Here is a 26,253-nt window from a genome sequence, read left to right on the forward strand (position 1 = left end):
CCTCGAGCCTAGCCAGACGCCGGAGGGCGCGCCACCATCTCGGCGGCGCGCCCTCCGGCGTTCCTGTGAATGCTCTGCCCGGATTAGTGTCCGGCCTCGTACCAGCTGGAACCGACGCCAATCTGGACATCAAGCGGGACTGACAATTCAGCAGCTGAGCCCATCTGTTCGATCACCAGCTTCTCCACGGCTTCGCGTTCTCCCGGGGCAACCTCCAGGACAAGTTCGTCGTGGACCTGCAGCAGCATGCGGGACTTGAGTCCTTGGCTGGCAAGCTCAGCCGAGACGCCCAGCATGGCGCGCTTGATGATGTCCGCGGCCGAACCCTGGATGGGTGAGTTCAGTGCGATGCGCTCGGCTGCTTCCCGGGCTTGACGATTGGTGCTGGTCAGGTCCGGCAGGTAGCGGCGGCGGCCTTCGATGGTGGCTGTGTAACCGTCTACCCTGGCTTGGTCCCTGACGCCGTCAAGGTAGGCGCGTACGGCACCGAAGCGGTCGTAGTAGTCCTTCATCAGCGTGCGAGCCTCGTCCACGGAGATCTCCAGCTGCTTTGACAGGCCGAATGACGTCAGGCCGTAAGCCAGGCCATAGGACATCGCCTTCACTTTTGAGCGCATGGCACTGGTGACTTCGGCCGGTTCAACATTGAAGATCCGCGCACCGACGAAGCGGTGCAGGTCCTCCCCGTCTTTGTAGGCCTGAATCAATGCCTGGTCCCCTGAAAGGTGCGCCATGATGCGCATCTCGATCTGCGAATAGTCGGCCGATAGCAAGCATTCATAGCCCTCGCTGACCATGAAGATGCTGCGAACCCGACGACCCTCTTCGCTGCGGACCGGGATGTTCTGCAGGTTGGGGTTGTTGGACGAGATGCGGCCCGTGGCTGCAATGTTCTGGGCGTACGTAGTGTGGATGCGCGCATCATCCGCCACGGACTTTTTGAGGGTCTCCACCATCTGGGCCAGTTTGGACGACTCGCGGTGCGCCATGAGTTGTACCAGGAACTCGTGGCCGGTCTTCTCCAACAGCCCCTTCAACGACGCAGCGTCCGTGGTGTAGCCGGACTTGATCTTTTTGGTCTTCGGGAGGCCTAGTTCGTCGAACAGCACCGTTTGCAACTGCTTGGGGGACCCGAGGTTGACCTCATGTCCGATAGCAGCAAAAGCCTGTTCCTGAGCATTCTCGATCACCTTGGTGAGGTCAGCCAGTTGCTCGTCCATTCGGTCCGTGGACACAAAAATGCCGGTCAGTTCCATCTGTGCCAGCACGCGTGCCACCGGAAGTTCCAGCGTGGTCAACAGGGCATCGGCCTTGATCTCGGCAAGTTCCTTTTCGAAGTGCTTGCTCAGGGCGTGCACGACGGCGGCATGCTGGACGAGCGCTGTTGCGGCAACTTCGTCGGTGTCACCGGAAAGGTCCAATTCCAACTGTCCGGACTGGGCCGCAGCAGCGGCAAGGGAGATCTTCAGGTGCACTTGGGCCAGCTCAGCAAGGTCGTAGCTGCGGCGGTCCGGCTGGATCAGGTAGCCGGAGATGGAGGTGTCATCCACCACGCCTTCCAGTCCCAAGCCACGGTTGTGAAGGGCCTTGAGAGCCGACTTGAATTCGTGAAGGACCTTGGCTTCCTCGGGATCCTCCAGCCAGCGGGCCAGGACAGATTCTGCAGCCGCGTCCAGGCCTGCCAGCTCTATGTAGGCAGCTCCGTTGTTCCTGACAACAGCCAGGGCACTCGCGTCATCCCCGATGCGTCCGGGTACCAGCTGCACGGCGAGGGCTGAGCGGACACCGGATCCTGCGGCGAAGAATGCTTCGAGTCCTGCAGCATCCGTGAGCTTGGCGAACTCAGGTGCCTCGATGGTCTCCGGCGCGGCCCCAGCGGTGTCGTCGCCGTAGAGATCGAAAAGCCTGGTGCGTAGGGTACGGAATTCAAGCTCTTCAAAGAGCTCCTCGATCGCTTGGCGGTCCGGGCGGGGCTCGTGTAGATCCGCCAGAGTGATAGGCAAGTCAAGATCGGTCAGAAGTTGATTCAGCCGGCGGTTTCGCTTGACGTTTTCAAGGTTCTCCTTGAGTGCGCCACCCACCTTTCCGCCGATCGAATCAAGGTTTTCCAGGATGCCCTCGAGCCCTCCATAGAGGTTGATCCACTTGGCAGCGGTCTTGGGGCCAACTCCCGGAACTCCGGGAAGGTTGTCCGCAGTCTCCCCCACCAGCGCGGCGAGGTCCGAGTACAGACCGGGCTTGACGAAGTACTTCTCCTCGATGGCCGCTGCGTCCATCTTCGGGATGTTGCTGACACCTTGCTTGGGGTACAGCACAAAGACGTTGTCATTGATGAGTTGGAACGCGTCCCTGTCACCGGAAACAAGCAGCACCTCAAAGCCTGCAGCGTCACCTTGTGCTGCCAGCGTGGCCAGGACGTCATCGGCTTCGTATCCGGGCATGGCAATGGTCCGGATGCCCCAAGCTTCCATGACCTTGGCTATGAGACCGATTTGGCCGGCGAATTCCGCTGGCGTGGCGTTACGGCCGCCCTTGTATTCGCTGTATTCCGCCTTACGGAACGTGGTGTCATCGGAGACATCGAAGGCTACGGCGACGTGGGTGGGCTTCTGGTCCTTGATCAGGTTGATCAGCATTGACGTGAAGCCGTGGACGGCGTTGGTGTATTGCCCCCTGGCTGTGGAGAAATTCTCTGCGGGGAGGGCGTAGAAAGCCCGGAACGCCATGGAGTGGCCGTCCAGGACCAGCAACCTTGGCCGGCCCTCCCCCGTGATGCTGGTGGATGCTGTGGCAGAGGGGGTGGGTGCTGTAGCGATGGCAGCAGCTTGGGCCGTTGGAACCTGGTCCGGTTTGGTTGTTTCACTCACAGGTGCCAGCCTAGTTGGCATGATGGACAATTTCACGCCGAACAGGTTTGTCGACGAGCTCAACGAGGCAGGTGTGCCGCAAGAATTCCACGATTGGCTCTCAGCACACGGCGTTGGTGCCCTTGTAGTGAAACTTGGCATCCGCTTCACGGAACTGGGCGCCGAACGCAGTGTTGCCACCATGCCCGTGGAGGGAAACACCCAGGTTGCGGGCATCCTGCACGGCGGGGCGCACGTTGTCCTGGCGGAGACACTGGGATCGTTTGCTGCTTCGCTGCACGCCGGCAAGGGACGCCACGCTGTGGGCATTGAAGTCGGCGCAACCCATCACCGATCCGTCGCCAGCGGCACCGTAACGGGCACCTGCACGGCCATCCACCTGGGCGGCACCCTGGCCACCCACGAGATTGTCATTACGGATGACAAAGGGCGAAGGCTCTCAACAGCCCGGATCACCAATATGATCCGGGACAATCGCCACTGACTCCAGCCAGATGACGTGACTACCGGGGAAGCCGGTAGTGCAGTTCGGCCGCCGCCCCGCCAAGGATCTTGGACGAAACCAACTCGAGCGGCGCCGTGGGGCCGTTGAGCGGCAACAGCCGCTTTCCTGCGCCCAGCACCACGGGAATGATGGTGACAATCATCTCGTGCAGCAGACCGGCATTAGCGAATTGGGCCACGAGGTCGCCCCCACCCACGAGCCAAACGTTCTTGTCTCCAGCGTCCTTGAGCAGGTCCGGTGCGAACTCACGAACGTCACCGCGGACGAAAGTGATATCCGAGCCGGCCGGTGCGGAGTACTCGTGGTGGGTGAAGACCCAGCATGGGGTGCCCGGATACGGCCACTTCCCGGGTTCATGTTCCATAAGCCATCGGTAGGTTTCGCCCCCCATGGCGATGCAGCCGACACCGGCCATGAAGGACTCGATGCTCTCGTTCACGCCCTCGACTCGGTCGAACTGCAGGAGCCAGCCAAGGTCGTCATCCGGTGATGCGATGAAGCCATCAACAGTTGAAGCTACGTAGTACTGGAAAATCGACATGGCCCCAGACTAAGACATGACCCCGGACTAGTCAGTGGACGGACGGGTCCGCTTGCCCAGGGAGGGCGCGTCTTGCCCTGTCCGTCGAGAGAGACTGTTGTTGGGCGGTTCACTTGGCGGCCCGTTGGCCGGCTCATTGTCCGACTCATTATCCGGTGGCGTGCCCGCGGCTTCCGATGGATGAGGGGTGCTGCTGGAAACGGCGGGATCGTCGTAGAAGAATGTCACCGTCCCGGCCACCTCCACCGTGTCCGTGATGGAAATCTGGAGGGTGTCCCTGCCATCGGCGGGCGGCATTCGCAGGTACAACGCCTGGTAGTCCCCTCCCCCGGCCACAATGTCCGGGACTGCAGGGACGCCGTCGAACAGGACAGCTCCTACCCGTACGTAGTAGCCGTCCAAGCGCACAATGGTGCCGCCTGTCCTGGGACCCGAGGCGCGGGGCCTGCCGATGAGGGGTCGCAAGTCCTCGTCCACTACGGTCAGCCCGAGCAATTGCCGGGGGCACGCTTCTCCCGGTGCCGGATCCGCCGTGAAAACACTGCCGGGACTGCGGCGGTGCTGCGCCACCACAGAAGTCAACGTGGCAGCCACCCTGAATTCAAGGCACTGCCTTTGGGACACCCTTGGAGTGGTGGCTACGGCGATGGACGCCCGCTGCCAGTCCTCTTGGCTTCCGGTCTGAAGGGCGCGGCAGACGGCGGCGCCCGCCAGCCAGAGCGCGGCATCCGATGCGCCTTCCACGTGCTCGGCCAAGGCATCGCACTGGAGTTGCTGGAGCAGGAGGTACCGCTGGCCCGGGACAGGATCGCCGGACCCGATGGGTCCAGTGGGTAGCCAGCTCACCACGGTGGGCTCCTGGGGAGCTGCCACGGGACCCGTGCTTTCCCCGGGTTGTTGGGAGATGCTGGAACTTCCGGTGGGGTCGACGCCGGCGGGTTGCGTTTGCGTCGAGGCCTCCTGTGTTGTGGGGGCCGACGCCGAGGTGTCCTGTGCCGGGGTGTCCTGGGACGCGCTGTTTGATGAGGTGCTATTTGCTGTGGTGCTGTTCGGAGATGCGCTGGCATTTGCCTCGGGGGCCGCAGGGGGCGAAGCGGGGTTCGAGCCAGGCGAGAGACCGTCAGTTGAAGGCGGAAGGCATGCCGAAAGTCCCAGCATCAGGACAGGGCACAGCACCAGTCCGATGAGATGCTCCCGGGATCGGCTCTTCATGACAGCCCCACCTTTGGCGGTTCTCAATCACGCAGCTATGTGCATAACTACAGTGCTGATTATTCTCCCGAACAGAGCTGACGACCAGAAAGGCAGCTACTTTCCGAAGTAGGGCACGATCAGGTAGATGCCGAACAGGACGCCCAGCGCGCAGAAACCAAAGCAGATATAGGCCAGTGAACGCACCAAGGCGGGCGATTTCTGTTGGGCATCACCGGCGATCGCCGTGAGACGTACGCCCAGGGAATACAGCACCACCAAAGTGACAGCGGCCAAGAGAGTGACTCCGGCCACCTGCAGCAATTCCAACCATTTCATCGCTGCACATCCTCGCTGGGGGTGGTGGTCTTTCGGGACTTTTTCTTCTTGCGGAAGCGCACCGCGTGGCCGGCTTCTTCGACCTCGACGGCGTTGTGGTGGCCCACATGGGACTTGCGTGACACCACGAACATGAACAGGACTGCCGCGGTTCCCACCACGGCGGCGATGACGACGCCAACAACGCCGATGCTGACCAGGAGGGCCGTCAGTGCTCCCACGATGGCAGAGGCCGGGAGGGTGAACAACCAACCGAGGGCAATCTTGCCGGCCGTGCCCCAGCGGACAGAGGTTCCCTTGCGGCCGAGTCCTGAACCGATGACAGAGCCCGAGGCAACCTGTGTGGTGGAAAGGGCGAAGCCCAAGTGGGATGAGGCCAGGATGGCCGAGGCCGTGCTGGTTTCGGCGGAGAATCCCTGGGCCGGCTTGACTTCAGTGAGGCCCGAGCCCATGGTGCGGATGATGCGCCAGCCACCGGCGTAGGTGCCGATCGCGATGGCGAAAGCACAGGCAGCGATAACCCAGAACTGCGGACCGCTGCCCGGAGCCTGCGTACCTCCTGCGATGAGGACCAGGGTGATGATGCCCATGGTCTTCTGGGCGTCGTTGGTTCCGTGCGCGAGGGCCACCAGGCTGGAGGTGAATATCTGTCCGGTGCGGAAGCCGCCGCGTTTCTGCGTGAGCTTGTCACCGGTTTCGGGATCGTGCCGGGAGGTAAGGGCATAGGCCAGGCGGGTACAGATGTACGCTACAAGGCCTGCGATGAGCGGCGCGAAGATGGCGGGCAGGATCACCTTCTGCAGCACGGTCTCGAAGTTGATGGAGTGGAAGCCGATGCCCACCACTGCTGCTCCGATGAGGCCGCCGAAGAGGGCGTGCGAGGAACTCGACGGCAGGCCTTTGAGCCAGGTGATCATGTTCCAGAGAACGGCCCCCATGAGTCCGGCGAAGATAATGTCCGGGGTGATGTGGATGCCGTCCGAGCCTTCGCGGATCAGTCCGCCGGAGATGGTCTTTGCCACTTCCGTGGAGAGGAACGCGCCGACGAGGTTGAGCACGGCGGCCAGGGCGACGGCCGTTTTGGGCTTGATCGCCCCCGTAGCGATAGGCGTAGCCATCGCATTGGCAGTGTCGTGGAACCCGTTGGTGAAGTCAAAGAATAGGGCCAACGCTATTACCAGCGCGACCATGAAGGTGATATCCACCTGTTGCCCAATCTGCAGAGTCGACGACGTTCAGCAGTTTCACTTCCCCATACCTGCCATCCACAGCATAGTTCAGCCATTGTTCAACTGAAGTGGCTTGCGGGATTCACTCTGGCGGGCTTGAAACCTTAAGAATCCTACGTGCCAACCGGTGAGCGGACAAACGTGCGCGGGTTCCGGTTCAGCCTAAATACGCCCTCACAGCAGCGAGGTCGCGACGGGACAGACCTTTGCGGGGATCCGGTGAGATGCAAAGCACACGATCCTGCTGGTACTCGGCCCAGGATCGGGCATCTGACTCTTGGCTGAGCTGATCGTCGAGCCAGACGATTCGTTCGCTGCCGACAGTTGCCAGATCCCGTTGAAGGGCCACCAGCTTCCACCATTCCGGGCCCTCGTCCCAACCTTGGCTGGAAAGCACGGGCCAATCGTGTCCGTTCAGCCCGATCGCGGGGCACAAGAACTCAGGGGCCAGGCGTTCCCAGGTAGTAAGCCAGACAAAACGTGCAGCAGGATGGGCCGCTAACTCATTCAGTTCGGCTATGGCTTCCGGCGCAAAGGCGACATCCAGGATCCCGGCATCGGCGATGGCCCATTCGCCACCCCAGTCGGTGGTACCCAGAGGGCTGAAGGGGTTCACCACGCCGTCGACGTCCAGGTAAACAGACACCGGCGCGACAGCGCCTTGGATGGAATCCATGACACTCCCCCTTCCCCACGACTGTGGCTTAGCCTACGGGACAACAGCTTGGCGCGGCCGGAAAAATCATACTCTTGACGTTCGTCATGGAAGTGATACCCTCAAACCATGGAAAAGCCCACAGTCCATTCCGCCCAAAGTGTTCGTGACATCGAGGACACCGTCCGCACCGATTTCCGGCATGCGATGTCCTACGGCGGGTACCTGGACCTTGACCGTCTGCTCAGCTCCCAGCACCCCCTCAGCGAACCCGAACACCACGATGAACTGCTGTTCATCATCCAGCACCAGACCAGCGAGCTTTGGCTGAAGCTTGTCCTGCATGAGCTGCTGGAAGCCCGCCGGCTTTTCGACGCGGACAACCTTGGCAAGGCACTCAAGTGCATCGCCAGGGTCAAGGCCATCCAACGCACCATGACCGAGCAATGGTCCGTACTAGGAACGCTCACACCCCGCGAGTACGCGCAGTTCCGTGGTTTCCTGGGGAGCTCATCCGGCTTCCAGTCCTACCAGTACCGCGGCGTTGAATTCCTGCTCGGCAACAAGAACCGTGGAATGCTGCGCGTCTTCGAGAGCGAACCGGAGGCTCACGCGTTGCTCAGCACGCTTCTGGAGGAGCCCACGTTGTACGACGCCTTCCTTAGGGTTCTGGCCCGCGCCGGTTATGACATTGCTGCCGACATTCTGGACCGGGACACGAGCGAGCCGTGGACGTTCCGCAAAGACCTGGTTCCCATCTTCCAGAAGATCTACGAATCGGACGATACCCCGTGGGGCCTCTATGAAGCCTGCGAGGACCTGGTGGACATTGAGGACAACTTCCAGGCCTGGCGCTTCCGCCACCTCCGGACAGTCCAGCGCACCATCGGCTTCAAGGTAGGTACCGGCGGATCGTCCGGCGTGGACTTCCTGAAGCGCGCCTTGGACCTCACGTTCTTCCCGGAGCTCTACGCCGTTCGCACCGAGATCGGCAACTAACAACATCACCGGGCCGCTGCCGCCCAATACTTCCGCAGGAGCAACCATGACCACAGCACAGCAAACCCAACGGCCAACGTCGGCCGAATTGGACGCCGCTGATCCCCTCGCCGCCCAGCGTGATGCCTTCTACACGCCCGACGCCGATCAGCTCGTCTCATATCTGGACGGCAACTCCCTCGGACGCCCGCTGAAGGTCACCTCCGCGAATCTGGCGTCTTTCGTTCACGATGCCTGGGGCAGCCGCCTCATCCGTGGCTGGGACGAGCAATGGATGGACGAGCCCACCGTGGTGGGCGACCGCATCGGCGAAGTGGCCTTGGGTGCTGCGCCGGGACAGACCACAGTGGGTGACTCCACTTCGGTGATGCTGTACAAAATGATCCGCGCCGCAGTGGATGCCCAGCCGGGTCGCGACGAAATCATCATCGACCGCGACAACTTCCCCACTGACCGGTTCATCATTGAGGGCATCGCCAAGGAGCGCGGGGCGAACATCAAATGGATTGCTGCGAACCCTGCCAGCGGCGTGTGCGCGGAAGACCTGGACGGGCTGTTGGGTGAGCGGACCGCCGTCGTTGTCCTGAGCCATGTGGCCTACCGCTCCGGGTTCCTGGCCGATGCCAAGGGAATTACCGCCAAGGTGCACCAAGCCGGAGCCCTCATGCTCTGGGACCTCTGCCACTCGGTTGGCTCCGTGCCTTTGGAGCTGGACGAATGGGGTGTTGACCTTGCCGTCGGGTGCACCTACAAGTACCTCAACGGCGGACCCGGATCGCCCGCCTTCGCCTACGTCAACGCCTCGCAGCAGGACCGTTTGCAGCAGCCCATCTGGGGTTGGATGGGTGCAGACAACCCATTCGGAATGACGGAGTCCTACAAACCCGCACAGGGCATGCGCAGGTTCATCACGGGAACGCCTCCGGTGCTGGCCATGCAGCCCCTCAAAGACATGGTGGAACTGATCGCCACAGTGGGAATGGACGCCGTCCGCGAGAAGTCGATCAAGCTGACCGAATATGCAATCGCGCTTTCCGAGGAGCTCCTGGTGCCGCTTGGTGCCGAAATCGTGAGTCCTCGCAATCCCGCCCAGCGTGGCTCGCACATTACGGTGGACCACCCGCTCTTTGCCGATGTCACGGCCAAGCTGTGGGAAAAAGGTGTCATCCCCGACTTCCGTCCACCCCACGGCTTGCGCATTGGCCTTTCACCGCTGAGCACAAGCTTTGCCGAGGTTGAGCTGGGAGTCGCAGCCATCCGCGACGCCCTCTCGGAACTCCAGTGAGCCGGAAATGAGTGCCGTCCTTGACGATATGGACTCCCGTCCCGGGAGTACAACGTCGCTGCTGCGCACCGTCATCGGCCTCTATCTGCGTGACGCCGGGGGGTGGATGTCCGCCAAGGACATCGTGACTCTCATGGAAGCCTTAGGCACGTCCGGGACAGTAACCCGGACGGCCTTGGGGCGGCTCCGCAAGAAGGACGTGGTGTTGCAAGAGGCCCGGGACGGCGTCCCCGGCTTTACGCTCACCGAGGGCGCGGCGACCATGCTGGCCCGCGGCGACCGCCGGATCTACAACCCCCGGAGCATGTCAGCGTCGGACCCTTGGTGCCTGATCTCCTTTTCCATTCCGGAGACAGAGCGCGAGAAGCGGCATCAATTACGGCGCAGGCTCCACTGGATCGGTTGCGGTACGGTGGCTGCCGGACTGTGGATCTGCCCTGATTCGCTGCGGGTTGAGGTGGAAGAAATTCTTGCCGATCTCGATCTGCGGTCCATGGCCACCATTTTCGTGACGGAGACTCCGCTTGTGGGCGGCAGCCTTCAGGATGCGGCGTCCAAGTGGTGGGACTTGGACGCGGTGGCCGAACTGCACAGGGACTTTATCCGCGAGCACGGATGGGTCAGCGGAAACGGCGCCGACGCTCCCGCGAACGGCGGTACAGCGGTGGAGCCTTCCCCGGAGGCCTTTGCTGCGTACGTCCAGTGCATCGACCGATGGCGGATCATCCCGTACCTCGACCCCGGGTTGCCGTCGGCTTTCCTGCCCTCGGACTGGCCCGGGGCCGAAGGTACAGCCTTGTTCAGTCGGATAGTTGCGGCGTACGCGGAACCGAGCGGGCAGTTTGTCCGGAGCATTCTTCAGGAAACTGCCGGGGTGGCCGTCTCCTGATGGCTATACCCCGTTTCTGGCTGCGACGCCCCACCAATACGGCTCCCCAAGATCTTCGATGGGTGTTTTGAAGCCCAACTGCCGCTGCGAAGACCTACGGGACGTTCCCGAACGCGCCCGCCAAGTGGGCCACGGGGTCGATGACCGACCCGCCCGAGGATGAGTTGGCCACTTTAGCTCCCTGACTTTACGCGCGACACGAACCGGAACCTGTCACCGCGAAATGCGCTGCGAGTCCATTCCACCGGCGCTCCCGCCGCATCCCGGGCCAAGCGGTGGACCACCAACAGTGGTGCTCCCATCTCGATTCCCAGCAGCCTGACATCGGCCGGACCGGCAAGTGCTGTCTCCACCGTGTCCTCAACGTCGGCTATATGGACCCCGTAGACGTCAGCCAGGACGGCATAGAGCGACCCCGCCTTGGCCAGGTTGGACTTGAACCGCGGCAGCTTGCCGGGAAGCCAGGCGACCTCATGCGCCAGCGGTTCTCCCTCTATCAAACGGATGCGCTCAAGCCGGGTCACCGGCTCGCCTTGATCGAGCCCTAAGCGGGCGGCAATCTCAGCATCGGAACCAACCACGTTGAGGGCAACCAGGGTGGAGTCCGGCCGCATGCCTTGGGTACGGGCGTCATCAGAAAATGAGGTCAGCTGCCGGACGTGCGTCACCTTTGGCGGTGCTACGAAGGTGCCGTGACCTTGGATGCGGCCCAGTTTCCCCTCAGCCACCAGCTCGCTGATGGCCTGCCTGACGGTGGTCCTGGATGTCCCGTACTTTTCGGCCAGGGCACGCTCGGTAGGAATGAGCGTGCCTGGCTGAAGACCCGCCATCAGCCGGAGTACCTCGGTCTTGAGGACGTAGTACTTGGGGGTTGCATGCGCGACATCACTGGGCATATTGGACATCCTACTTCTAGACAACATCATTGGTCTATGCCAATCTTGTCACGTTGGTCTAAACCAATCTCGGAAACACTCCCGAAGACCATACTTTTCCACACAACCAAGGACAAAGATGCCGATCCTGCACGCAGTGTTCGGAGTACTGGCTATCCTCGGGTTTATGTTTATCCGAAGGTTCGCATCCGAAACGAAGGGACGCCAGTTGGAGAAAACACAGCAGTTCCGGCGAAACGGCCGCGAGTGGCCTGACGTTGAGACCACACACGCGTCATCGCAAAAGACCACTGAACCGGCGGGAATCCTGTGACGCCCGCCGTTCTGGGCCTTCACATCGGTGGCTCCAAGACGCACGCCGTCCGCTCCGATGCAGCGCGAGGCGATGCGGGCTCCCAAGGAGGCTCCGGCGTCGAAATTACCGAAGCCAGCGCAAACCTGTCCTCCGTGGGGCACCAGGGTGCCGACGCCGTGCTGCGCCGGATCGCGGCGAGTGTGGGCGGCGGAATCGAGGCCGTTTGTGCAGGAGCCGCCGGAGCGGATACCCCGGCAAGCCGGGCAGTCCTGTCCGCCTTGCTCACGGAGCATTTTCCCGGTGCCAGGATCGACGTCGTCCATGACACCCGCATTGTGCTGGCAGCATCAGGTCTCGACGCCGGAGCCGTCTTGGTTGCGGGCACCGGCTCGGTGGCGTGGGGCCGGAGCCGTGACGGACGGGAGGCCCGCAGCGGAGGCTACGGGTACCTGCTGGGCGACGAGGGCGGCGGTTACTCGGTGGTGCGGGATGCCGTCCGTGAGGCGCTCCGGGAGTACTATGCCGGGCTGGAACCCGGCACCCTGGTCAAGGCAGTGATGGCAGCGACGGCGAGCGTGGACGCTTTGCAGCTCATGGACGCCTTCTACGCCAAACCCGAACCCGACCATTGGGCCGGTTTGGCTCCGCTTGTCCTGGACCTGGCCGCGGAGGGCGATCCCGCGGCATTGCGCATCCAGGCGGAGGCCGCGCATTCGCTGGCCACGCTTGCCCGGCAGGTCATGGGCGAGCTGGGACTGGACCTGCCGTTGGTCATGGCTGGTGCATTGTTGGTGAATCAGAGCCAACTCGCCGGGGCGGTGGCCCGCAAGGTTTCCTTGGAGGATCCGTCCACGATCCGGATCCTGGCGCAGCCTCCGGTCCGTGGAGCGGTGGAATTGGCCCGTCGCCTGATTCAGGACTGAGCCGGCTAATGCAGGACTGGGCCGGCTTATTCAGGACCGATACGGGCAGGTGATCGCCGCACCCAACCGGAGTAGTCTGGATTCATGCCTCTCACGAGCGGTGGTTGGTAGCAGTGGCGCGGGCCAGGCAGCGGTGGCTGCCAGCTCTCTTCATTCCCCTTGCCTTTGCAATGGCTGTCCTCTTCGGTTCAGTGCAAGCCGGCGCTACCGTTTCCCTTCCGCTAAAGACCGCTGAAGAGATTCTGGCCATGGTGGCGCGCACCGAGGTGCGGGCGTTGTCCGGCACGGTGGAGCAGACCGCGGAGTTGGGGCTTCCGGAAGTCCCCGCATCAGGTCCGGGCATCATTTCGGGCGCCGCCTCTGCCCTTGAGTTCCTGACGGGCTCCCACACGGCCAGGGTGTATGTAGACGGGCCCCTGCGGGCGCGGGTACAAATCCTGGACCAGATGGCCGAGCGTGACGTGGTAGTCAACGGCGGAGTCGCCTGGTTCTACAACTCAAGGGACAACAGCGCCACGCATCTGACCGTGCCGGTTCCGTCCCTGGCGGAACTGAAGTCCCTTCCCGCCAAGCCGACCCGTCCGGACATGCCGACGCCGGAGGCCATGGCCAGCCGTTTCATTGCAGCCATTGATGCCAGCACGGAGGTGACCGTTGCTGAGGCCTCAACGGTGGCTGGCCGCAGCGCTTACTCTTTGACTCTTAACCCCCGCAGTACTGAAACCCTGGTTGATTCGGTGACCATCGACGTCGACTCCGAAACCGGTCTGCCGCTGGGTGTCGAGGTGCGGGCCAAAGGCCAGTCCGAACCAGCGTATTCACTGGAATACACCCAGCTGGACCTGTCCACGCCGGATACTGCGTTGTTTGACTTCACCCCGCCACCGGGAGCAACGGTCACTGAGAAGGTACTGCCGGTGAAGCCCCCCGCCGATGCCCCTGTCCCGGCACCCGATGCGCCCGCCCCCGATGCGCCCTCCCCCGATGCGCCGGCGAGGGGGGCCACAGTCACGGGTATGGGTTGGGATTCCGTGGTCGCGTTGCCCGCTGGTTCTGCCCCCGCAGAATTCACGTCCAATCCCGAGCTCTCCCAAACCCTGCAGCCTGTTGACGGTGGCCGGGCGTTGACGACGTCGCTACTGAGCGTGCTGATTCTCGACGACGGCCGCGTCTATGCGGGTATGGTTCCTTTGGAACGGCTTCAGTCAGCCGCTGCCGCCCAGTGAACGAACCCCGGACAGCCGCCGCTCATGGTGCGACTCCCGTCCGCTCGTCTGATCTCGCCATAGAAACGCGCGCGTTGGTGAAGCGCTTCGGTCACCGGTCCGCCGTCGACGGAATCGACCTGGCGGTTCCCCGCGGCTCCGTGTTCGGCTTCCTGGGTCCGAATGGATCGGGGAAGACCACCACCATCCGATTGCTGCTGGGCTTGGCTTCGGCGGACAGCGGAGACATCCGCGTTCTTGGCCGGGAGATGCCACTGGCTTTGGCTTCTGTACTCCCTGATGTCGGGGCGTTAGTGGAGGGCCCCGGCTTCTATCCTTTCCTCTCAGGCACGGGTAACTTGATGCGCCTGGATGCCGCCGACCGTCATGCGTCGTCTTCCACCAGGCGGCAGCGCGTTCAGGACGCCCTTGAACGCGTAGGACTCAGCCACGCAGCCGGCAAGAAGGTCCGTGCCTACTCGTTGGGCATGAAGCAGCGCCTCGGACTGGCCAACGCCATGCTCCGGCCGCGGGAGTTGCTGGTCCTCGACGAACCAACCAACGGCCTGGATCCCCAAGGTACCCGTGAAGTCCGCAGCCTGGTTCGCTCCCTCGCTGCGGGCGGGACCACTGTATTCGTCTCCAGCCACCTGCTCGCCGAGGTGGAGCAGATGTGTACCCATGTGGGCGTGATGAGCGCCGGTCGACTTGTGGCCCAAGGGCCGCTGGAGGAGCTCCGGTCTGCCGGGCAGGCACACGTTGTGGTGCAAACGCCCGACGTCGAACTGGCGTCCCGTGTGTTGACGCGCCTTGGCCTGGTTCCCGGCGAAGCACCAGGCACCGGCAGCCCGTGGGGTAACGCGGCGGTGGTGGGTACCGGCATCAACGGACATGAACCCGAGGCGATCGTGGCCGCATTGGTTGCTGACGGCGTCCGGGTCCGCGGCTTCACCGTGGAGAACGCAAGCCTGGAAGAGCGTTTCGTGTCCTTGACCGGGGAGGGTTTTGACGTTGTCGGCTGAAACTGCTGCACCACCTCAGCGTGCTGGAGTTGGATGGGCGCTATTGGGCTCGGAGTTGTCCGTGCTGTTCCGCAGGCTCCGCACGTGGGCCATGCTGCTCGCCCTCGCTGCGGTGCCCATTCTGATTGCCGTGGCAGTCAAGTTGTCGGCCCGGCCTGCAACTCCCGGCCGGGGGCCTTTGTTTCTGGACCGCATCACCCAGAACGGCCTCTTCGTCGCGGTCACTGCCCTGGTGGTGTGTGTTCCTTTGTTCCTGCCACTCACTGTCGGAGTGGTGGCCGGGGATACGATCGCCGGGGAGGCGAACCTGGGAACCTTGCGGTACCTGCTCCTTGCTCCCGCCGGGCGCATTCGCTTGCTGCTGGTGAAGTACGCCGGGGCCGTTGCCTTCTGTTTCGCTGCGACAGCCACCGTAGCAGCCTCGGGCGCCTTGGCCGGCGTCGTACTTTTTCCTGTGGGTCCGGTGACGTTGCTGTCCGGGAACACCATCAGCGTTGGCGAGTCGGTGTTGAGATCCCTGCTGATCGCCGCCTACATTACGGTGTCCCTGCTCGGCCTGTCCGCGATCGGCCTGCTGATCTCAACCTTCACTGACGTTCCGGTGGGGGCCATGGCTGCAACCATCGTGCTCTCCGTGGTATCGCAGGTGCTCGACAATCTGCCCCAGCTCGAGTGGCTGCATCCGTGGCTGTTCAGCCACCACTGGCTGGGTTTCGCGGATCTGCTGCGACAGCCGATCTCGTGGACTTCCTTCGGTGAGAATGCGCTCCTCCAAACCGGTTATATCGCGGTTTGCGGCGCGCTGGCATACGCAAAATTCTCCAACAAGGACGTCTTGTCATAGCTTTGTCGTAGGCTCTTTCCATGGCCAGATTCTTTGACGTGCACCCGGAAGATCCCCAACCACGCGCCATCGGCCAAGTGGTGAACATGCTCCAGGGCGGCGGTTTGATCGCCTACCCTACTGACTCCTGCTACGCGCTGGGCGCCCAGATCGGAAACAGGGAAGCTTTGGACCGCATCAGGACCATCAGGCAGCTGGACGACAAACACCATTTCACGCTGGTGTGCAAGGACTTCGCCCAGATGGGTCAGTTCGTCATGTTGGACAACGACATCTTCAGGAGCATCAAAGCAGTTACCCCTGGCAGCTACACTTTCATCCTCCCGGCCACCAAGGAAGTTCCCAAAAGGCTTCTGCACCCCAAGAAGAAAACCGTGGGCGTGCGCATTCCTGACCACCGTGTGGTCCAGGCGCTGTTGGCCGAGCTGGGCGAGCCTTTGCTCTCCAGCACGCTCCTGCTGCCGGATGAGGAAGAACCGTTGACTCAGGGCTGGGAAATCAAGGAGCGTTTGGATAACCAAGTGGACGGCGTCATCGATGCCGGAGACACCGGCTCGGAACCCACCACCGTGATCGACTTCTCCAGCGGAGTGGCCGAGGTTGTGCGGTACGGAACCGGCGATCCTTCGCGCTTCGAATAAGCGTAACCGAACTATTTTTGACTGTTCACCGGAATTGGAAGCGGCATCCCGCATTCAGGGCAACCTGGGCGACGCCCGTCATTTCCAGTGCCAAGGCTGACGGATGTGTGGACACCGCCTGAGGCGGGTAGGCCATGAAAATGGATAGTTGGCGGTTGCCGTCGGCGCTGCTCATGGCAATGCTTCCATACCCCGGAACGTCGCCGGCATGGCCGTAGTAGGAGCCGTTGGTGCAGCGGTCATCCCAGTGATCCAGGCCAAGGCCATAGTCGTCAAACACTGTCCCCTTCATGGCGATAAGGCTCGCCGGCTGCACCAACTCACCCCGCAGCAGCGCAGTGTGGAACGCCGAGATATCCTCCACAGTGGACACCAGACCTCCGTTGGCGATCCCGTCCTGGAGCCCGGTGCGGGTAACGTCCATGGTTTCTCCCTCCAGCTGGACGTATCCGTGGACGAGATCATCCGGGATTGCTGAATGAGCATCCAGCAGCTCCGTGGAACGAAGGTTCAAGGGTGTCAGGACATCCGTTCGCAGGACGGTACCCAGCGGCACGCCTCTAAGCTGCTCCACCACCAGGCCGAGCAACGCATCGGGTCCCGGAGCGCCAGGCGCGCGCTCTGAGGCAGCCAGGCCAGCAGGCAAGTCCGCGACGTCGCCAAGGAGCTGGCGTATGGTCACGGCTGTGCCCGCCGAGACTGACCCGGGAAGGTAGGCAGCCAGGGGGTCGTCCAAACCCAGCCGGCCCTCTTCCACGAGTTTCATGACTGACACAGCCAGTAGCGTCCGGAACTGCTCCCCCACATGGAAACGGTGACCCGGTTGGACAGCAACCCGTCCCTCCCGGGTGAGCACTCCTTCTGCGAGCGTCCATTCCTGCTGGCCGACCTTTGCCTTGATGAGGACGGCTGATGCCCCTTCATCCAGCTTCTCCCGCGAGAACAGCTCAAGGGTGGCACGGAGCTCCTGGAACGCTGGGGTGAATACAACACTGTTCGAGGGCGCCGGAGCAGGCGCGGGGGTTGGACCGGGAGGAGGGCCTGTCGTCGGCGGTTGAGCCGTTGGCGTGAGCGTTGACGGGAGCGCTGCAGCGGTGGTGGGCGGGAGCGGACGTGGCTCCGGGGTTTCGGTGCACCCGCTCAGAAACAAACAGCTCAGGAACAAACCGCTGAGGAACAAGCTGCACGCCCGGGGAATCCTCTGGATCCTTTCAGCTGGTGGTCGCGGCACACGCTCTCCCGGTTCAGTTTCTCCGGCCTACTCTTCGGGCTTGCGTGCCCGGCTCGGCTGCACGCGCATGGGCTCGCCCGGCATCTTGGGAAATTCCGGCGGGAAGGGCATTTCCCCCTGACCGTTCTTGACGTCACGCTCCCACCACTTCAACAGCACGTCAATGTCGCCCGGGTGATCGTGCATGGACGCCCAGGGGTCGCCTACTTTTGCCAAGCGGTCCGGGACCGTTTTGATGGTGTATTTCGCGGGATCGGCGTTCTCCAGTTCGTCCCACGTCAACGGGCAGGACACCTGGGCCGTGGGGACGGCGCGGGGGCTGTACGCCCCGGCAATGGTTCGATCCCTGTTGGCCTGGTTGAAGTCCACGAAAATCCTCGTACCGCGTTCCTCTTTCCACCAGGCCGTAGTGACCTTCTCCGGCATGCGCCGCTCCAACTCGCGTCCAGCGGCGATCACGGCATGGCGGACATCCAGGAATTCATGCTTCGGATGGATAGGTGCGTAGACGTGGAGCCCCCGGTTTCCGGAGGTCTTGATGAACGCCGTCAGTCCGGCTTCTTCCAGCACGGTGCGAAGTTCCAAGGCGGCAGGGATGGCGTCATCGAAGTCCGTGCCGGGTTGAGGATCAAGGTCAATCCTGAGCTGGTCGGGATTGTCGGGATCGTTGGCCCGGGACGCCCAGGGGTGGAACACCACGGTGTTCATTTGCGCGGCCCACACTGCAGCCGCCGGCTCATCGATCACCAACTGGGGATGCGAACGCGCGCTGGGGTAGGTCACCGGCACGGAACGGACGTACTCCGGGGCACCCTTGGGCGGATTCTTGGAAAAGAACATCTCACCCTCAATGTTGCCCGAGTAACGCTGGAGGCTGATGGGCCGGTTCCCGTTAGCCTCGACAAAAGCCTCACCGACGTCGATGAGGTACGTGGCAAGATCCAGTTTGGTCAGTCCCGCCTCGGGCCACATCACCCTGCTTGGACTGGAGATCCTGACCTCGCGCGGGCCGTCGGGACCAGGGACAGTAACGGTGGTTGCTTCGCTCGCCATGGCCACAAGCTACCCCGTTTATGCCCTGCGCGTCAGCACCCCAGTGCGTTTTGCCGTGATGGGCAATGATGGATGCATGCCAAACACTGAAACATCCTTGAACGTCGCTGTGGGAGAAACCGAAGTCTCTGCCCTTCACATCCGGCCCAAGCAGCCCTCCGCCACCCTGGTGGTGGCGCATGGCGCGGGAGCAGGAATGGAACACCCGTTCCTGCAGGGTTTCGCTGAGGCGATGGCCGAGGAAGGCGTGGCCACGTTGCGCTTCAACTTTCCCTACCGTGAGGCCGGCCGGCGTTTCCCGGATCGTCCTCCTCTGGCCATCGCTACCTGGCGGGCAGTGATGGACAAAGCAGCTGAGCTAAGCCAAGGAGAGCCCCTCTGGGCTGCCGGTAAATCGTTCGGTGGACGCATGGCCTCCATGGCAGTGGCTGAAGGGATGGCCGCAAGGGGCCTCGTGTACCTCGGCTACCCACTCCACGCCCCCGGAAAGCCTGAGAAGCTCCGGGACGAACACCTCTATGGCGTCACGGTGCCGATGCTCTTTCTCCAAGGCACCCGCGATACGTTCGCGACGCCGGAACTGTTGGAGCGTGTGGTGGAAAAAATAGGCCCGACGGCGACTCTTCAGTGGAGCGAGGGCGGGGACCATTCGTTCGCTGTCAAAGGTGTGAAGCGTGGTGCGGCCGAGGTAGGGGCGTCCCTCGCCCCGGAAGTCGCAACCTTCCTTCGGGCAAACACCTAGGCCTATTTCGGCAGGGGTTCGTGTCGAAGGTAGGACCGGCTGAAACGCCCCGTGCCTGCTGTGAGGGCACGGAGTTCAATGGCGTATCGCAGGAGTTCCTGGTCCGGCACTTCGGCGCTGATTTCCGTGCCCTCACCGTCTGCGGCGGTTGTGCCGGTCACGCGACCCCGGCGTCCGGACAAATCGCTCATGACGGCGCCCACGTATTCATCAGGAACGCTGATGACGACGGACGATACGGGTTCCAGCAGTTGGATTTTGGCGGTTGCGGCAGCTTCCCTGAGAGCCAACGCACCCGCAGCTTGGAAGGCTGCGTCGGACGAGTCCACGCTGTGCGTTTTTCCGCCCACCAGCGTCACCTTGATGTCCACCACGGGGAATCCCGCTGACACACCCTTGAGCATTTGCGAGCGAACACCCTTTTCCACTGACGTGACAAACGTACCGGGGATTGCACCGCCAACGATTCTGTCGGTGAATTCAAAGCCCCCGCCGCGGGCCAAGGGCTCCACCTCGATGTCGCAGATGGCGAACTGCCCGTGGCCACCGGATTGCTTCACATGCCGCCCGTGTCCGGCGGCCTTGCTGGCAAAGGTTTCCCGGAGCGGAGTGATCACGTCCACGGTCTGGAGTTTGACGCCCTGGCTACGCAGCCTGTCCAGGACCACCTCTGCATGGGCCTCCCCCATGCACCACAGGATCAGTTGGTGCGTGTCCTGGTTTCGTTCCAACCGCAGCGTCGGATCGGCGGCCGCCACCTTTCCGATGCTCTTGGCCAGCGCGTCTTCATCACTGCGGGATGCCCCCTCAATGGCTACCGGCATCAGGGGCTCGGGCATGTTCCACGTCTCGATCAGCAGCGGCGCCTCACGGTCTGAGACCGTGTCCCCGGTCTCGGCACTGGCCAGCTTGCTGATGGCGCAGATGTCACCGGCAATGCACTGTGGAACCGCCTTCAGGCTGGATCCAACAGGCGAGTACAGATGCGTGATGCGTTCATCGGCGTCATGATCCTCGTGCCCCCTGTCAGCCAATCCCCTGCCGCCGATATGGATCGAGGAATCCTCCCGGAGGGTTCCCGAAAAGACCCGGACCAGGCAGACACGGCCAAGGAAGGGATCCACAGTGGTTCGGACCACTTCCGCGGCAAGGCGCCCGGTGGGCTCACCCTCCAGTGGCTTCAGTGACGAACCGTCGAGTTTCATGACCGCGGGGTTGATGCGTTCCAACGGCGATGGCAAGGCATCAGTCAGCAGGGCCATAAGTTCCGCAAGGCCCAAACCGGTTTCGGCCGAGGTGGGCATGACGGGAAAGAAGCTTGCCCGTGCCACAGCAGTTTCAAGATCCTGTATCAGGTCCGCGAGAGGCAGTTCTTCGCCCTCGAGGTACCGGTCCATGAGGGTTTCGTCTTCGCTCTCCGCGATGATGCCCTCAATCAGCGGGCCCCTGGCTTCTTCGACATCCGAAGCCGGTGTCTGGTCCTCATCCGCGGCGCCATGGAGCACACCGATGAGTCCGGCGTTGCCAACAGCCGGGACGTACAGCGGGAGGACCGACTCACCGAACGCTTCCTGGCAACGCACGACGGCGGCACTGAAGTCAGCGCGCGGATGGTCCAGTTTGCTGACCACCACGGCACGCGGCATCCGGATCTTCTCGCACTCGCCCCACAAAGCAACGGTGGCACCGTCAATGCCATCAATGGCCGAGACAACGAAAAGGGCCGCATCGGCGGCCCTCAAACCTGCACGCAGTTCGCCGGTGAAGTCCGTGTACCCGGGTGTGTCGATCAGGTTGACCTTTACGTCGCCCACCAGAATCGGGGCGACAGACAACGTCACTGACCTTTGCTGATGGATGGCTGAAGGATCGGAATCACTGACAGTGGTGCCCTCGCTGATGGAGCCCATCCTGGTGATGGCTCCGGTTGCGGCGAGCAACGACTCCACGAGCATCGATTTTCCTGCACCCGAATGTCCCACGAGCGCCACGTTCCGGATCTTCGCTGGATCGCTTGCAGCCAGGGCAGCACCGTTCTCACCGCGCCTGGCCTCCGCGGTGCCAGGTCCGGTTCCTCTTGCCGTTTCGCGTGTGCCCTTCGCGGACATGGGCACCTCCTGGTGTTGTATCCCGGCACGGAGTCCGAACACATCCAGTTCGAACGTTAAAGAGGATTGGACACCCTGAAGCGACCACAGGGCAAGGGCTGGTGGGGACGAAAGCCAGCCAATCGCCGTCGGGACCCCTGACAGCGGATCCACCACGGCCTATACGGTGAGCATCCCCCACAGCAACCACGCCGACGCTACAGCGCATCCGGCGATCACGGTTGTGAATCCGGTCAGCCAAACGAATGCGGGTACGCCCGTGGTGCGGCCGAGGATGAAGGCATCGGATGCCGCCAGCCGGTCGCGGCGACGGGTGTGCACGCCGGCCAGCTTGAGCAAATCCCGGACGCCGCCCACGGAAAGGGCAACTCCGAGAGCCAGCACAACGTAGTTGACCGTTGTGGGTGTCGCGAACAGGATCAGCAGTTGGGCGATCGTGGCGCTCAACACCGCTACAAGGATCCCGGTAAGGTTCCTCAGGAAGATCAGCGAGACCAGCAGGATCAAGGCCCCGATGGACATAGCGGCGCCGGAGCGGCCGGCGGCGAAGGCGGCAATCAGGCACAAACCAACCACGGCGGGTGCAGGGTAGCCCCAGAATCCGGACCACGCTGCCCCGAAGGCGCTCCTGCCACTACTGACAAGGCGGCCCGAATGGTCGAGTCCGATCCGGAGCCCATGGACGAAACGGCCCGTCATGAGCGCGGCGTAGGCGTGGCCCAGCTCATGGACAAAAGTGACGTAGAGACCGAACCAGCGCCACGTGACGCGCGGGATGCTCAAGACGACGGCGCACGCGAGTATGCCCAGCAGGGCTGGCAATGGCACCGCGGTGGTGTGGGTGTCGGTGAACCCGCGGACCACGGCGTCCCACCAGGTTTGAAGGAGGTTCACTGCGCCTTCCAAGCCCCCTCTGCCGTCTGCTTCACAGCACCGTCGACTGAAGACGGGAGTGCAGTCCGGCGATGAGGATCTCCAGGCCGAACTCGAAAGCTGCCTCGCCTCGCTCGTCCGCGGGTCCTGCCTGGGCCAAGGCATTGGTGAGGGCGGGGTACCCCTGCGCGGGTGGTGCCCAGACGACGTCCGGTGCCGCCAAGTCCAAAGCGAAGCCCAGCGCGAAACTGTCAATGGTGGAAATCGCTGACATCACGTCCCGGCCCCGGAACCCCGCGGTTTCGAGGGCCACGGCCAGGTTCTCGTACAGGGCCATGACCTGGTCATCCTGCACCGTCTGGAGTACCAGCAGCGGCGCGAGTTTTGGATGGCGGGCGAAGGCATCACGATAGCTCCGGACGATGGCACGAAGCGAAGCCTCCCAATCCTGCTCATCCTCCAAGACGTACGGGCTTTCCGCGATGATCCGGCCACGCATGAGCTCAAGGATCTCCTCCCGGCCGCTGACGTGGTTGTAGATGGAGGACTGGCTGACCCCGATCCGTTTGGCCAGTTTCGGCAGGCTGAAGTCCCCTGCCTCGTCCACCAGCTCCAAGGCAGCGGTGACGAGTGCGTCGATGGATATCAGCGGGACCAGCGGGCGTGCCATACGGGTGTCTCCATTCAAGGTTGTTGTTACGACTCTAGCCAGAACTTTGCGTCGGAGTATTGTGCGGCGGGTCACAAGGATCTACCATAAACGAAAGCCTTTCGCTTTATTGATGGCTCCCCGAGAATCTTCCCTCCCCGAACACCCCAGAGGATCCCCATGTCTGACCTCGAAACCCGACCCCCGGCAGCTGATGCCGGGAATGGGCTCAAACGAAATGCCATAGGCACCGGCGGTATCGCCTTCCTGGTGATCTCCGCAGCAGCTCCCCTGACCGTGATGGCCGGCGTGGCGCCCGTGGCCATCGGAGTTGGGGGCATAGGCGCCCCCATGGGCTACGTCATTGCCGGCGCAGTCCTGCTGGTCTTCGCTGTCTCCTTCATGGCCCTGACCAAACACGTTAAAGCCGCCGGTGGCTTCTACACCTACATCACCTTGGCCATGGGCAAAACCGTGGGCCTGGCCTCGGCCATCCTGGCGATCGTGTCCTACAACTGCCTGCAAATCGGCGTCTATGGATTGTTCGCCGTCCAGACACAAGCCATGCTCCTCGCACTCTTTGGTATAGATGTGCCATGGCCCGCCGTTGCCCTGGTGGCCATCGCGGCCGTCTGGTTTCTCGGATACCGGGGCATCGACGTCGGCGCCAAGGTACTCGGCGTCCTGCTTATTGCCGAGACCGCCATCCTGGCAATCATGGGCGTCGGCATCCTTGCCCGCGGCGGTGCGGAAGGCATCAGTTTCACCTCGTTCTCCCCGGAGCATGCCTTCACCCCTGGAGTCCTTGCCATCCTGGCTATCTGTTTCGCTGCCTTCATGGGCTTCGAATCAACCGTGCTGTACCGCCGTGAAGCGCGTAATCCGGACAAGTCCGTCCCCCGGGCAACTTACATCGCAGTGGGTTTCATGTCCGTGTTCTATGCCTTCATTGTCTGGACCGTCATCCAGGCCTACGGTGACGGAAACGTGGTTGCAGCTGCCGGCGAACTGGCCGATGGGATGTTCTTCGCCACCATCAACCAATACGTGGGCCCCTGGGCCGAGGTGGTCATGTATGTGCTGATCGTGACCAGTGTTTACGCCTCGCAACTGGCCTTCCACAACGCCATCAACCGCTACGTGTACATGCTGGCCAAGGACGGCGTGCTCCCCGCTTTCCTCGGCAGGACCCACCCCAAGTACAAGTCCCCACATCGTGCCGGGCAGATCCAGACTATCTTGGCCGCCGTCGTCATCATCATGTGCGCCATCGCCGGCGCGGACCCGTACAAGCAACTGCTGATTTGGGTCAACACCCCCGGCATCGTTGGCATTGTGGCCCTGCAGGGTCTGGTGTCCGTTGCAGCGTTCATCTACCTGCGACGCAACCGCGCCGCAGCCACCAACCGTTTCCTCATTCCCCTGAGCGTGGCCTCGGCCATCCTGCTCTTCGGTGTGGTGGCACTGATCGCCATCAACATCGAACTACTCACCTTTGCGGATGCTCTAACCAACACCATCCTGCTCCTGGTCGCCCCTCTTGTTTTCCTTGCGGGCCTGCTGATTGCCCGCAGACTGCGCACCACCCGCCCTGACGTCTTCGCCCGGATTGGAAGCTTTGAAACCCATGACTCCTGACCTCATCGTCCTTGCGGACACCATCCACACCCTGGACAACCGACATGCCGAGCCCATCCAGGCCGTCGCAGTCAGCGGCGGGTTGATTGCCGCCGTCGGAAGCCGTCAGGACGCCCAAGCATGGCGCCAGGCCGGCACCCGCATGGTGGACCTCGGCAGCGCAACGCTGACACCGGGCCTGGTGGACTGCCATATCCACCCCGTGTTCGGTTTGGACCTCACTATCGGCGTGGATCTTTCCGGGGCTTCGACGCTGAATGAAGTCCGGTCACTCCTGCTGACAGAAGCAAGCCACGACGACGGCTGGTTGCGTGGCTGGGGACTGAACCCGAACGCTTTCGGTACGGTGCCGCTGCACCGTAGCGTCCTGGACGACGTCAGCAACGGCAAGCCCGCTATGATCCGGTTGTTCGACGGGCACTCAGCGCTGGTGAACAGCCGGGCGCTTGAAGTGGCCGGTGTCCATGGACGGTACCAGTTTGACCAGGCCTCCGAGGTGGTGTGCGACGCCGACGGACGGCCCACTGGTTTCCTTGTTGAGGCGGCGGCGATGGAACTCATCCAAAGCCACATTCCCCGGGAGACCTTCGAGGAGCGCAAGTCGAGGCTTGCCGCGCTCCTCAGGGACTTCGCCCGCGCAGGGCTTACCGGCGGCCATGTCATGGACCATAGCGAGGAATCGTCGGCCCTCTTCCAGGCCCTGGAGGCCGATGGGGAGCTGCCGCTGCGGCTTCGAACCGCTCCGTGGTGCATGCCGGGCAGCGATGAGAACGACTGGAAGTCGCTGGCCCGAACCTTGGGGAAGGGCGGCCGCAGGTGGTCCATTGAAGCCATCAAGCTCTTCGTCGATGGAACCGTGGACAACGGGACTGCCTGGCTCTACGAACCGGACCTCTACGGTCAATCCACGGCATCGTTCTGGCCGCGACCCGAAGAATACTCCGCTGCTGTCAGCTACTTTGCCTCCCGGGGCATCCCGACGGCGACGCATGCAATCGGCGATGCCGGCGTTGAACATGTGTTGGACGCTCTGGAGTCCCTGGCCACCGTTGTTCCGGCAGATGTCCTGCGCCGGACCGTCCACAGGATCGAGCACATCGAAACAGTGCCGGACGAGCTGGTAGCCCGATTCAAGGGCACGGGCGTCGTAGCCAGCATGCAGCCGACCCACTGCACGCACTACTCCCTGGCGGACCACAGTGACAACTGGTCCATGCGCTTGGGGAATGAGCGCGCCGACCGGGCCTGGCGGTGCCGGGACCTTCGCGAGGCCGGGGTGACCTTGGGTATCGGCTCTGACTGGCCGATCGCACCCTACGAGCCGCTTCCGATCATGGCGGACGCACAGCTGCGGCGCCGATCCGGAGCGCCGGAGCAGGAACCCATCGCCCCATCCCAGGCCCTCACGGCACTCCAAGCCCTTGAGGGTTACACCTCGCATGCGGCGAAAGCTGCGGGGCTGTGGGAAGTTTCGGGCTCGATCACGGTGGGCAAGCGGGCAGACTTCACGGCGTTCGAACTCGATCCCCTGACCACGGCTCCGGACGAGTTCGCCGCCAGCAATGTCCTGGGGACGATCGTGGACGGCGAGCTCCAGTTCCTCCTGGAGCGGCTCGCGTAACTGCCGCGTCCC

The 26,253-nt window shown here is 62.9% G+C and carries 24 protein-coding genes; 12 read left to right on the forward strand and 12 right to left on the reverse strand.

Going from position 1 to position 26,253, the window contains the following annotated elements; genetic code table 11:
* Positions 1–83: 83 nt before the first annotated feature.
* Positions 84–2,726 carry a DNA polymerase I gene (gene polA, locus AC1RJY_RS03060; RefSeq protein ID WP_498601680.1) on the reverse strand — a complete coding sequence of 881 codons (2,643 nt, stop codon included), beginning with the start codon at positions 2,724–2,726 and terminating at the stop codon, positions 84–86.
* Positions 2,727–2,886: 160 nt separating this feature from the next.
* Between polA and AC1RJY_RS03065 the strand changes: the two genes are divergently transcribed.
* On the forward strand, positions 2,887–3,351 hold the full coding sequence (locus AC1RJY_RS03065) for a hotdog fold thioesterase (RefSeq protein WP_081589172.1): 465 nt from the start codon (positions 2,887–2,889) through the stop codon (positions 3,349–3,351).
* 19 nt (positions 3,352–3,370) lie between these two features.
* Here AC1RJY_RS03065 and AC1RJY_RS03070 read toward each other — a convergent pair whose 3' ends face one another.
* The 5 genes from AC1RJY_RS03070 to AC1RJY_RS03090 form a co-directional block, all read right to left on the reverse strand.
* On the reverse strand, positions 3,371–3,913 hold the full coding sequence (locus AC1RJY_RS03070) for a dihydrofolate reductase family protein (RefSeq protein WP_011774751.1): 543 nt from the start codon (positions 3,911–3,913) through the stop codon (positions 3,371–3,373).
* 27 nt (positions 3,914–3,940) lie between these two features.
* Positions 3,941–5,125 (reverse strand): hypothetical protein, encoded by a 1,185-nt coding sequence (locus tag AC1RJY_RS03075; protein WP_498601280.1) that lies wholly within the window; start codon positions 5,123–5,125, stop codon positions 3,941–3,943.
* Positions 5,126–5,221: 96 nt separating this feature from the next.
* Positions 5,222–5,443, reverse strand: a complete 222-nt coding sequence (locus tag AC1RJY_RS03080; RefSeq protein ID WP_011774749.1) for a hypothetical protein — start codon at positions 5,441–5,443, stop codon at positions 5,222–5,224.
* A complete protein-coding gene (locus AC1RJY_RS03085; protein ID WP_011774748.1) occupies positions 5,440–6,648 on the reverse strand; it encodes an inorganic phosphate transporter in 1,209 nt (402 codons plus the stop codon). The genes AC1RJY_RS03080 and AC1RJY_RS03085 overlap by 4 nt, the downstream gene beginning before the upstream one ends.
* Before the next feature lie 181 nt (positions 6,649–6,829).
* Positions 6,830–7,348, reverse strand: coding sequence for an HAD domain-containing protein (locus tag AC1RJY_RS03090; protein WP_498601282.1), 519 nt, complete (start codon positions 7,346–7,348; stop codon positions 6,830–6,832).
* 108 nt (positions 7,349–7,456) lie between these two features.
* On the opposite strand from AC1RJY_RS03090, the gene kynA reads away from it, so the two are divergent.
* The 3 genes from kynA to AC1RJY_RS03105 are packed head-to-tail and all read left to right on the forward strand — an operon-like array spanning position 7,457 to position 10,500.
* Positions 7,457–8,326, forward strand: coding sequence for a tryptophan 2,3-dioxygenase (kynA, locus tag AC1RJY_RS03095; protein WP_498601284.1), 870 nt, complete (start codon positions 7,457–7,459; stop codon positions 8,324–8,326).
* Positions 8,327–8,372: 46 nt separating this feature from the next.
* Positions 8,373–9,611, forward strand: a complete 1,239-nt coding sequence (kynU, locus tag AC1RJY_RS03100) for a kynureninase (RefSeq protein WP_498601286.1) — start codon at positions 8,373–8,375, stop codon at positions 9,609–9,611.
* Between the two features lie 7 nt (positions 9,612–9,618).
* Positions 9,619–10,500 carry a PaaX family transcriptional regulator gene (locus AC1RJY_RS03105; protein WP_498601287.1) on the forward strand — a complete coding sequence of 294 codons (882 nt, stop codon included), beginning with the start codon at positions 9,619–9,621 and terminating at the stop codon, positions 10,498–10,500.
* Between the two features lie 173 nt (positions 10,501–10,673).
* Here the strand turns inward: AC1RJY_RS03105 and AC1RJY_RS03110 are convergent, their stop codons facing one another.
* A complete protein-coding gene (locus AC1RJY_RS03110) occupies positions 10,674–11,405 on the reverse strand; it encodes a GntR family transcriptional regulator (RefSeq protein WP_210063833.1) in 732 nt (243 codons plus the stop codon).
* Positions 11,406–11,705: 300 nt separating this feature from the next.
* On the opposite strand from AC1RJY_RS03110, the gene AC1RJY_RS03115 reads away from it, so the two are divergent.
* The 5 genes from AC1RJY_RS03115 (at position 11,706) to AC1RJY_RS03135 (ending at position 16,326) form a co-directional block, all read left to right on the forward strand.
* A complete protein-coding gene (locus AC1RJY_RS03115) occupies positions 11,706–12,614 on the forward strand; it encodes an N-acetylglucosamine kinase (protein WP_498601288.1) in 909 nt (302 codons plus the stop codon).
* Between the two features lie 113 nt (positions 12,615–12,727).
* Positions 12,728–13,840, forward strand: coding sequence for a LolA family protein (locus tag AC1RJY_RS03120; RefSeq protein ID WP_498601289.1), 1,113 nt, complete (start codon positions 12,728–12,730; stop codon positions 13,838–13,840).
* Positions 13,837–14,841 carry an ABC transporter ATP-binding protein gene (locus AC1RJY_RS03125; RefSeq protein ID WP_498601291.1) on the forward strand — a complete coding sequence of 335 codons (1,005 nt, stop codon included), beginning with the start codon at positions 13,837–13,839 and terminating at the stop codon, positions 14,839–14,841. Before AC1RJY_RS03120 ends, AC1RJY_RS03125 begins: the two co-directional genes overlap by 4 nt.
* On the forward strand, positions 14,825–15,685 hold the full coding sequence (locus AC1RJY_RS03130) for an ABC transporter permease (protein WP_011774739.1): 861 nt from the start codon (positions 14,825–14,827) through the stop codon (positions 15,683–15,685). Before AC1RJY_RS03125 ends, AC1RJY_RS03130 begins: the two co-directional genes overlap by 17 nt.
* 20 nt (positions 15,686–15,705) lie before the next feature.
* Complete coding sequence (locus AC1RJY_RS03135; protein WP_011774738.1) at positions 15,706–16,326, forward strand: L-threonylcarbamoyladenylate synthase; 621 nt, start codon at positions 15,706–15,708, stop codon at positions 16,324–16,326.
* Between the two features lie 25 nt (positions 16,327–16,351).
* On the opposite strand, the gene AC1RJY_RS03140 is transcribed toward AC1RJY_RS03135, so the two are convergent.
* Entirely contained in the window at positions 16,352–17,557 is a 1,206-nt protein-coding gene (locus tag AC1RJY_RS03140) for a serine hydrolase domain-containing protein (RefSeq protein WP_498601294.1), read from the reverse strand.
* A 27-nt stretch (positions 17,558–17,584) separates the two neighbouring features.
* Entirely contained in the window at positions 17,585–18,610 is a 1,026-nt protein-coding gene (gene ligD / locus AC1RJY_RS03145) for a non-homologous end-joining DNA ligase (protein WP_043806562.1), read from the reverse strand.
* 76 nt (positions 18,611–18,686) lie between these two features.
* Between ligD and AC1RJY_RS03150 the strand changes: the two genes are divergently transcribed.
* Positions 18,687–19,352 carry an alpha/beta hydrolase family protein gene (locus AC1RJY_RS03150; RefSeq protein WP_043471310.1) on the forward strand — a complete coding sequence of 222 codons (666 nt, stop codon included), beginning with the start codon at positions 18,687–18,689 and terminating at the stop codon, positions 19,350–19,352.
* A 2-nt stretch (positions 19,353–19,354) separates the two neighbouring features.
* Here AC1RJY_RS03150 and AC1RJY_RS03155 read toward each other — a convergent pair whose 3' ends face one another.
* The 3 genes from AC1RJY_RS03155 to AC1RJY_RS03165 all read right to left on the reverse strand — a co-directional run bounded on the left by AC1RJY_RS03155 (position 19,355) and on the right by AC1RJY_RS03165 (position 23,003).
* Positions 19,355–21,460, reverse strand: coding sequence for an elongation factor G-like protein EF-G2 (locus tag AC1RJY_RS03155; protein ID WP_081589137.1), 2,106 nt, complete (start codon positions 21,458–21,460; stop codon positions 19,355–19,357).
* 159 nt (positions 21,461–21,619) lie between these two features.
* A complete protein-coding gene (locus AC1RJY_RS03160; RefSeq protein ID WP_238324604.1) occupies positions 21,620–22,354 on the reverse strand; it encodes a M50 family metallopeptidase in 735 nt (244 codons plus the stop codon).
* 31 nt (positions 22,355–22,385) lie between these two features.
* The gene (locus tag AC1RJY_RS03165) at positions 22,386–23,003 is read right to left on the reverse strand and encodes a TetR/AcrR family transcriptional regulator C-terminal domain-containing protein (RefSeq protein ID WP_014921846.1); all 618 of its coding nucleotides are present in this window, start codon (positions 23,001–23,003) and stop codon (positions 22,386–22,388) included.
* A gap of 159 nt (positions 23,004–23,162) precedes the next feature.
* On the opposite strand from AC1RJY_RS03165, the gene AC1RJY_RS03170 reads away from it, so the two are divergent.
* Both AC1RJY_RS03170 and AC1RJY_RS03175 read left to right on the forward strand, forming a co-directional pair.
* Entirely contained in the window at positions 23,163–24,620 is a 1,458-nt protein-coding gene (locus tag AC1RJY_RS03170) for an APC family permease (RefSeq protein ID WP_498601298.1), read from the forward strand.
* Positions 24,610–26,241, forward strand: a complete 1,632-nt coding sequence (locus AC1RJY_RS03175; RefSeq protein WP_498601300.1) for an amidohydrolase — start codon at positions 24,610–24,612, stop codon at positions 26,239–26,241. The genes AC1RJY_RS03170 and AC1RJY_RS03175 overlap by 11 nt, the downstream gene beginning before the upstream one ends.
* Positions 26,242–26,253: the final 12 nt, after the last annotated feature.

Source organism: Arthrobacter sp. GW822-FHT05G07 (assembly GCF_058799755.1).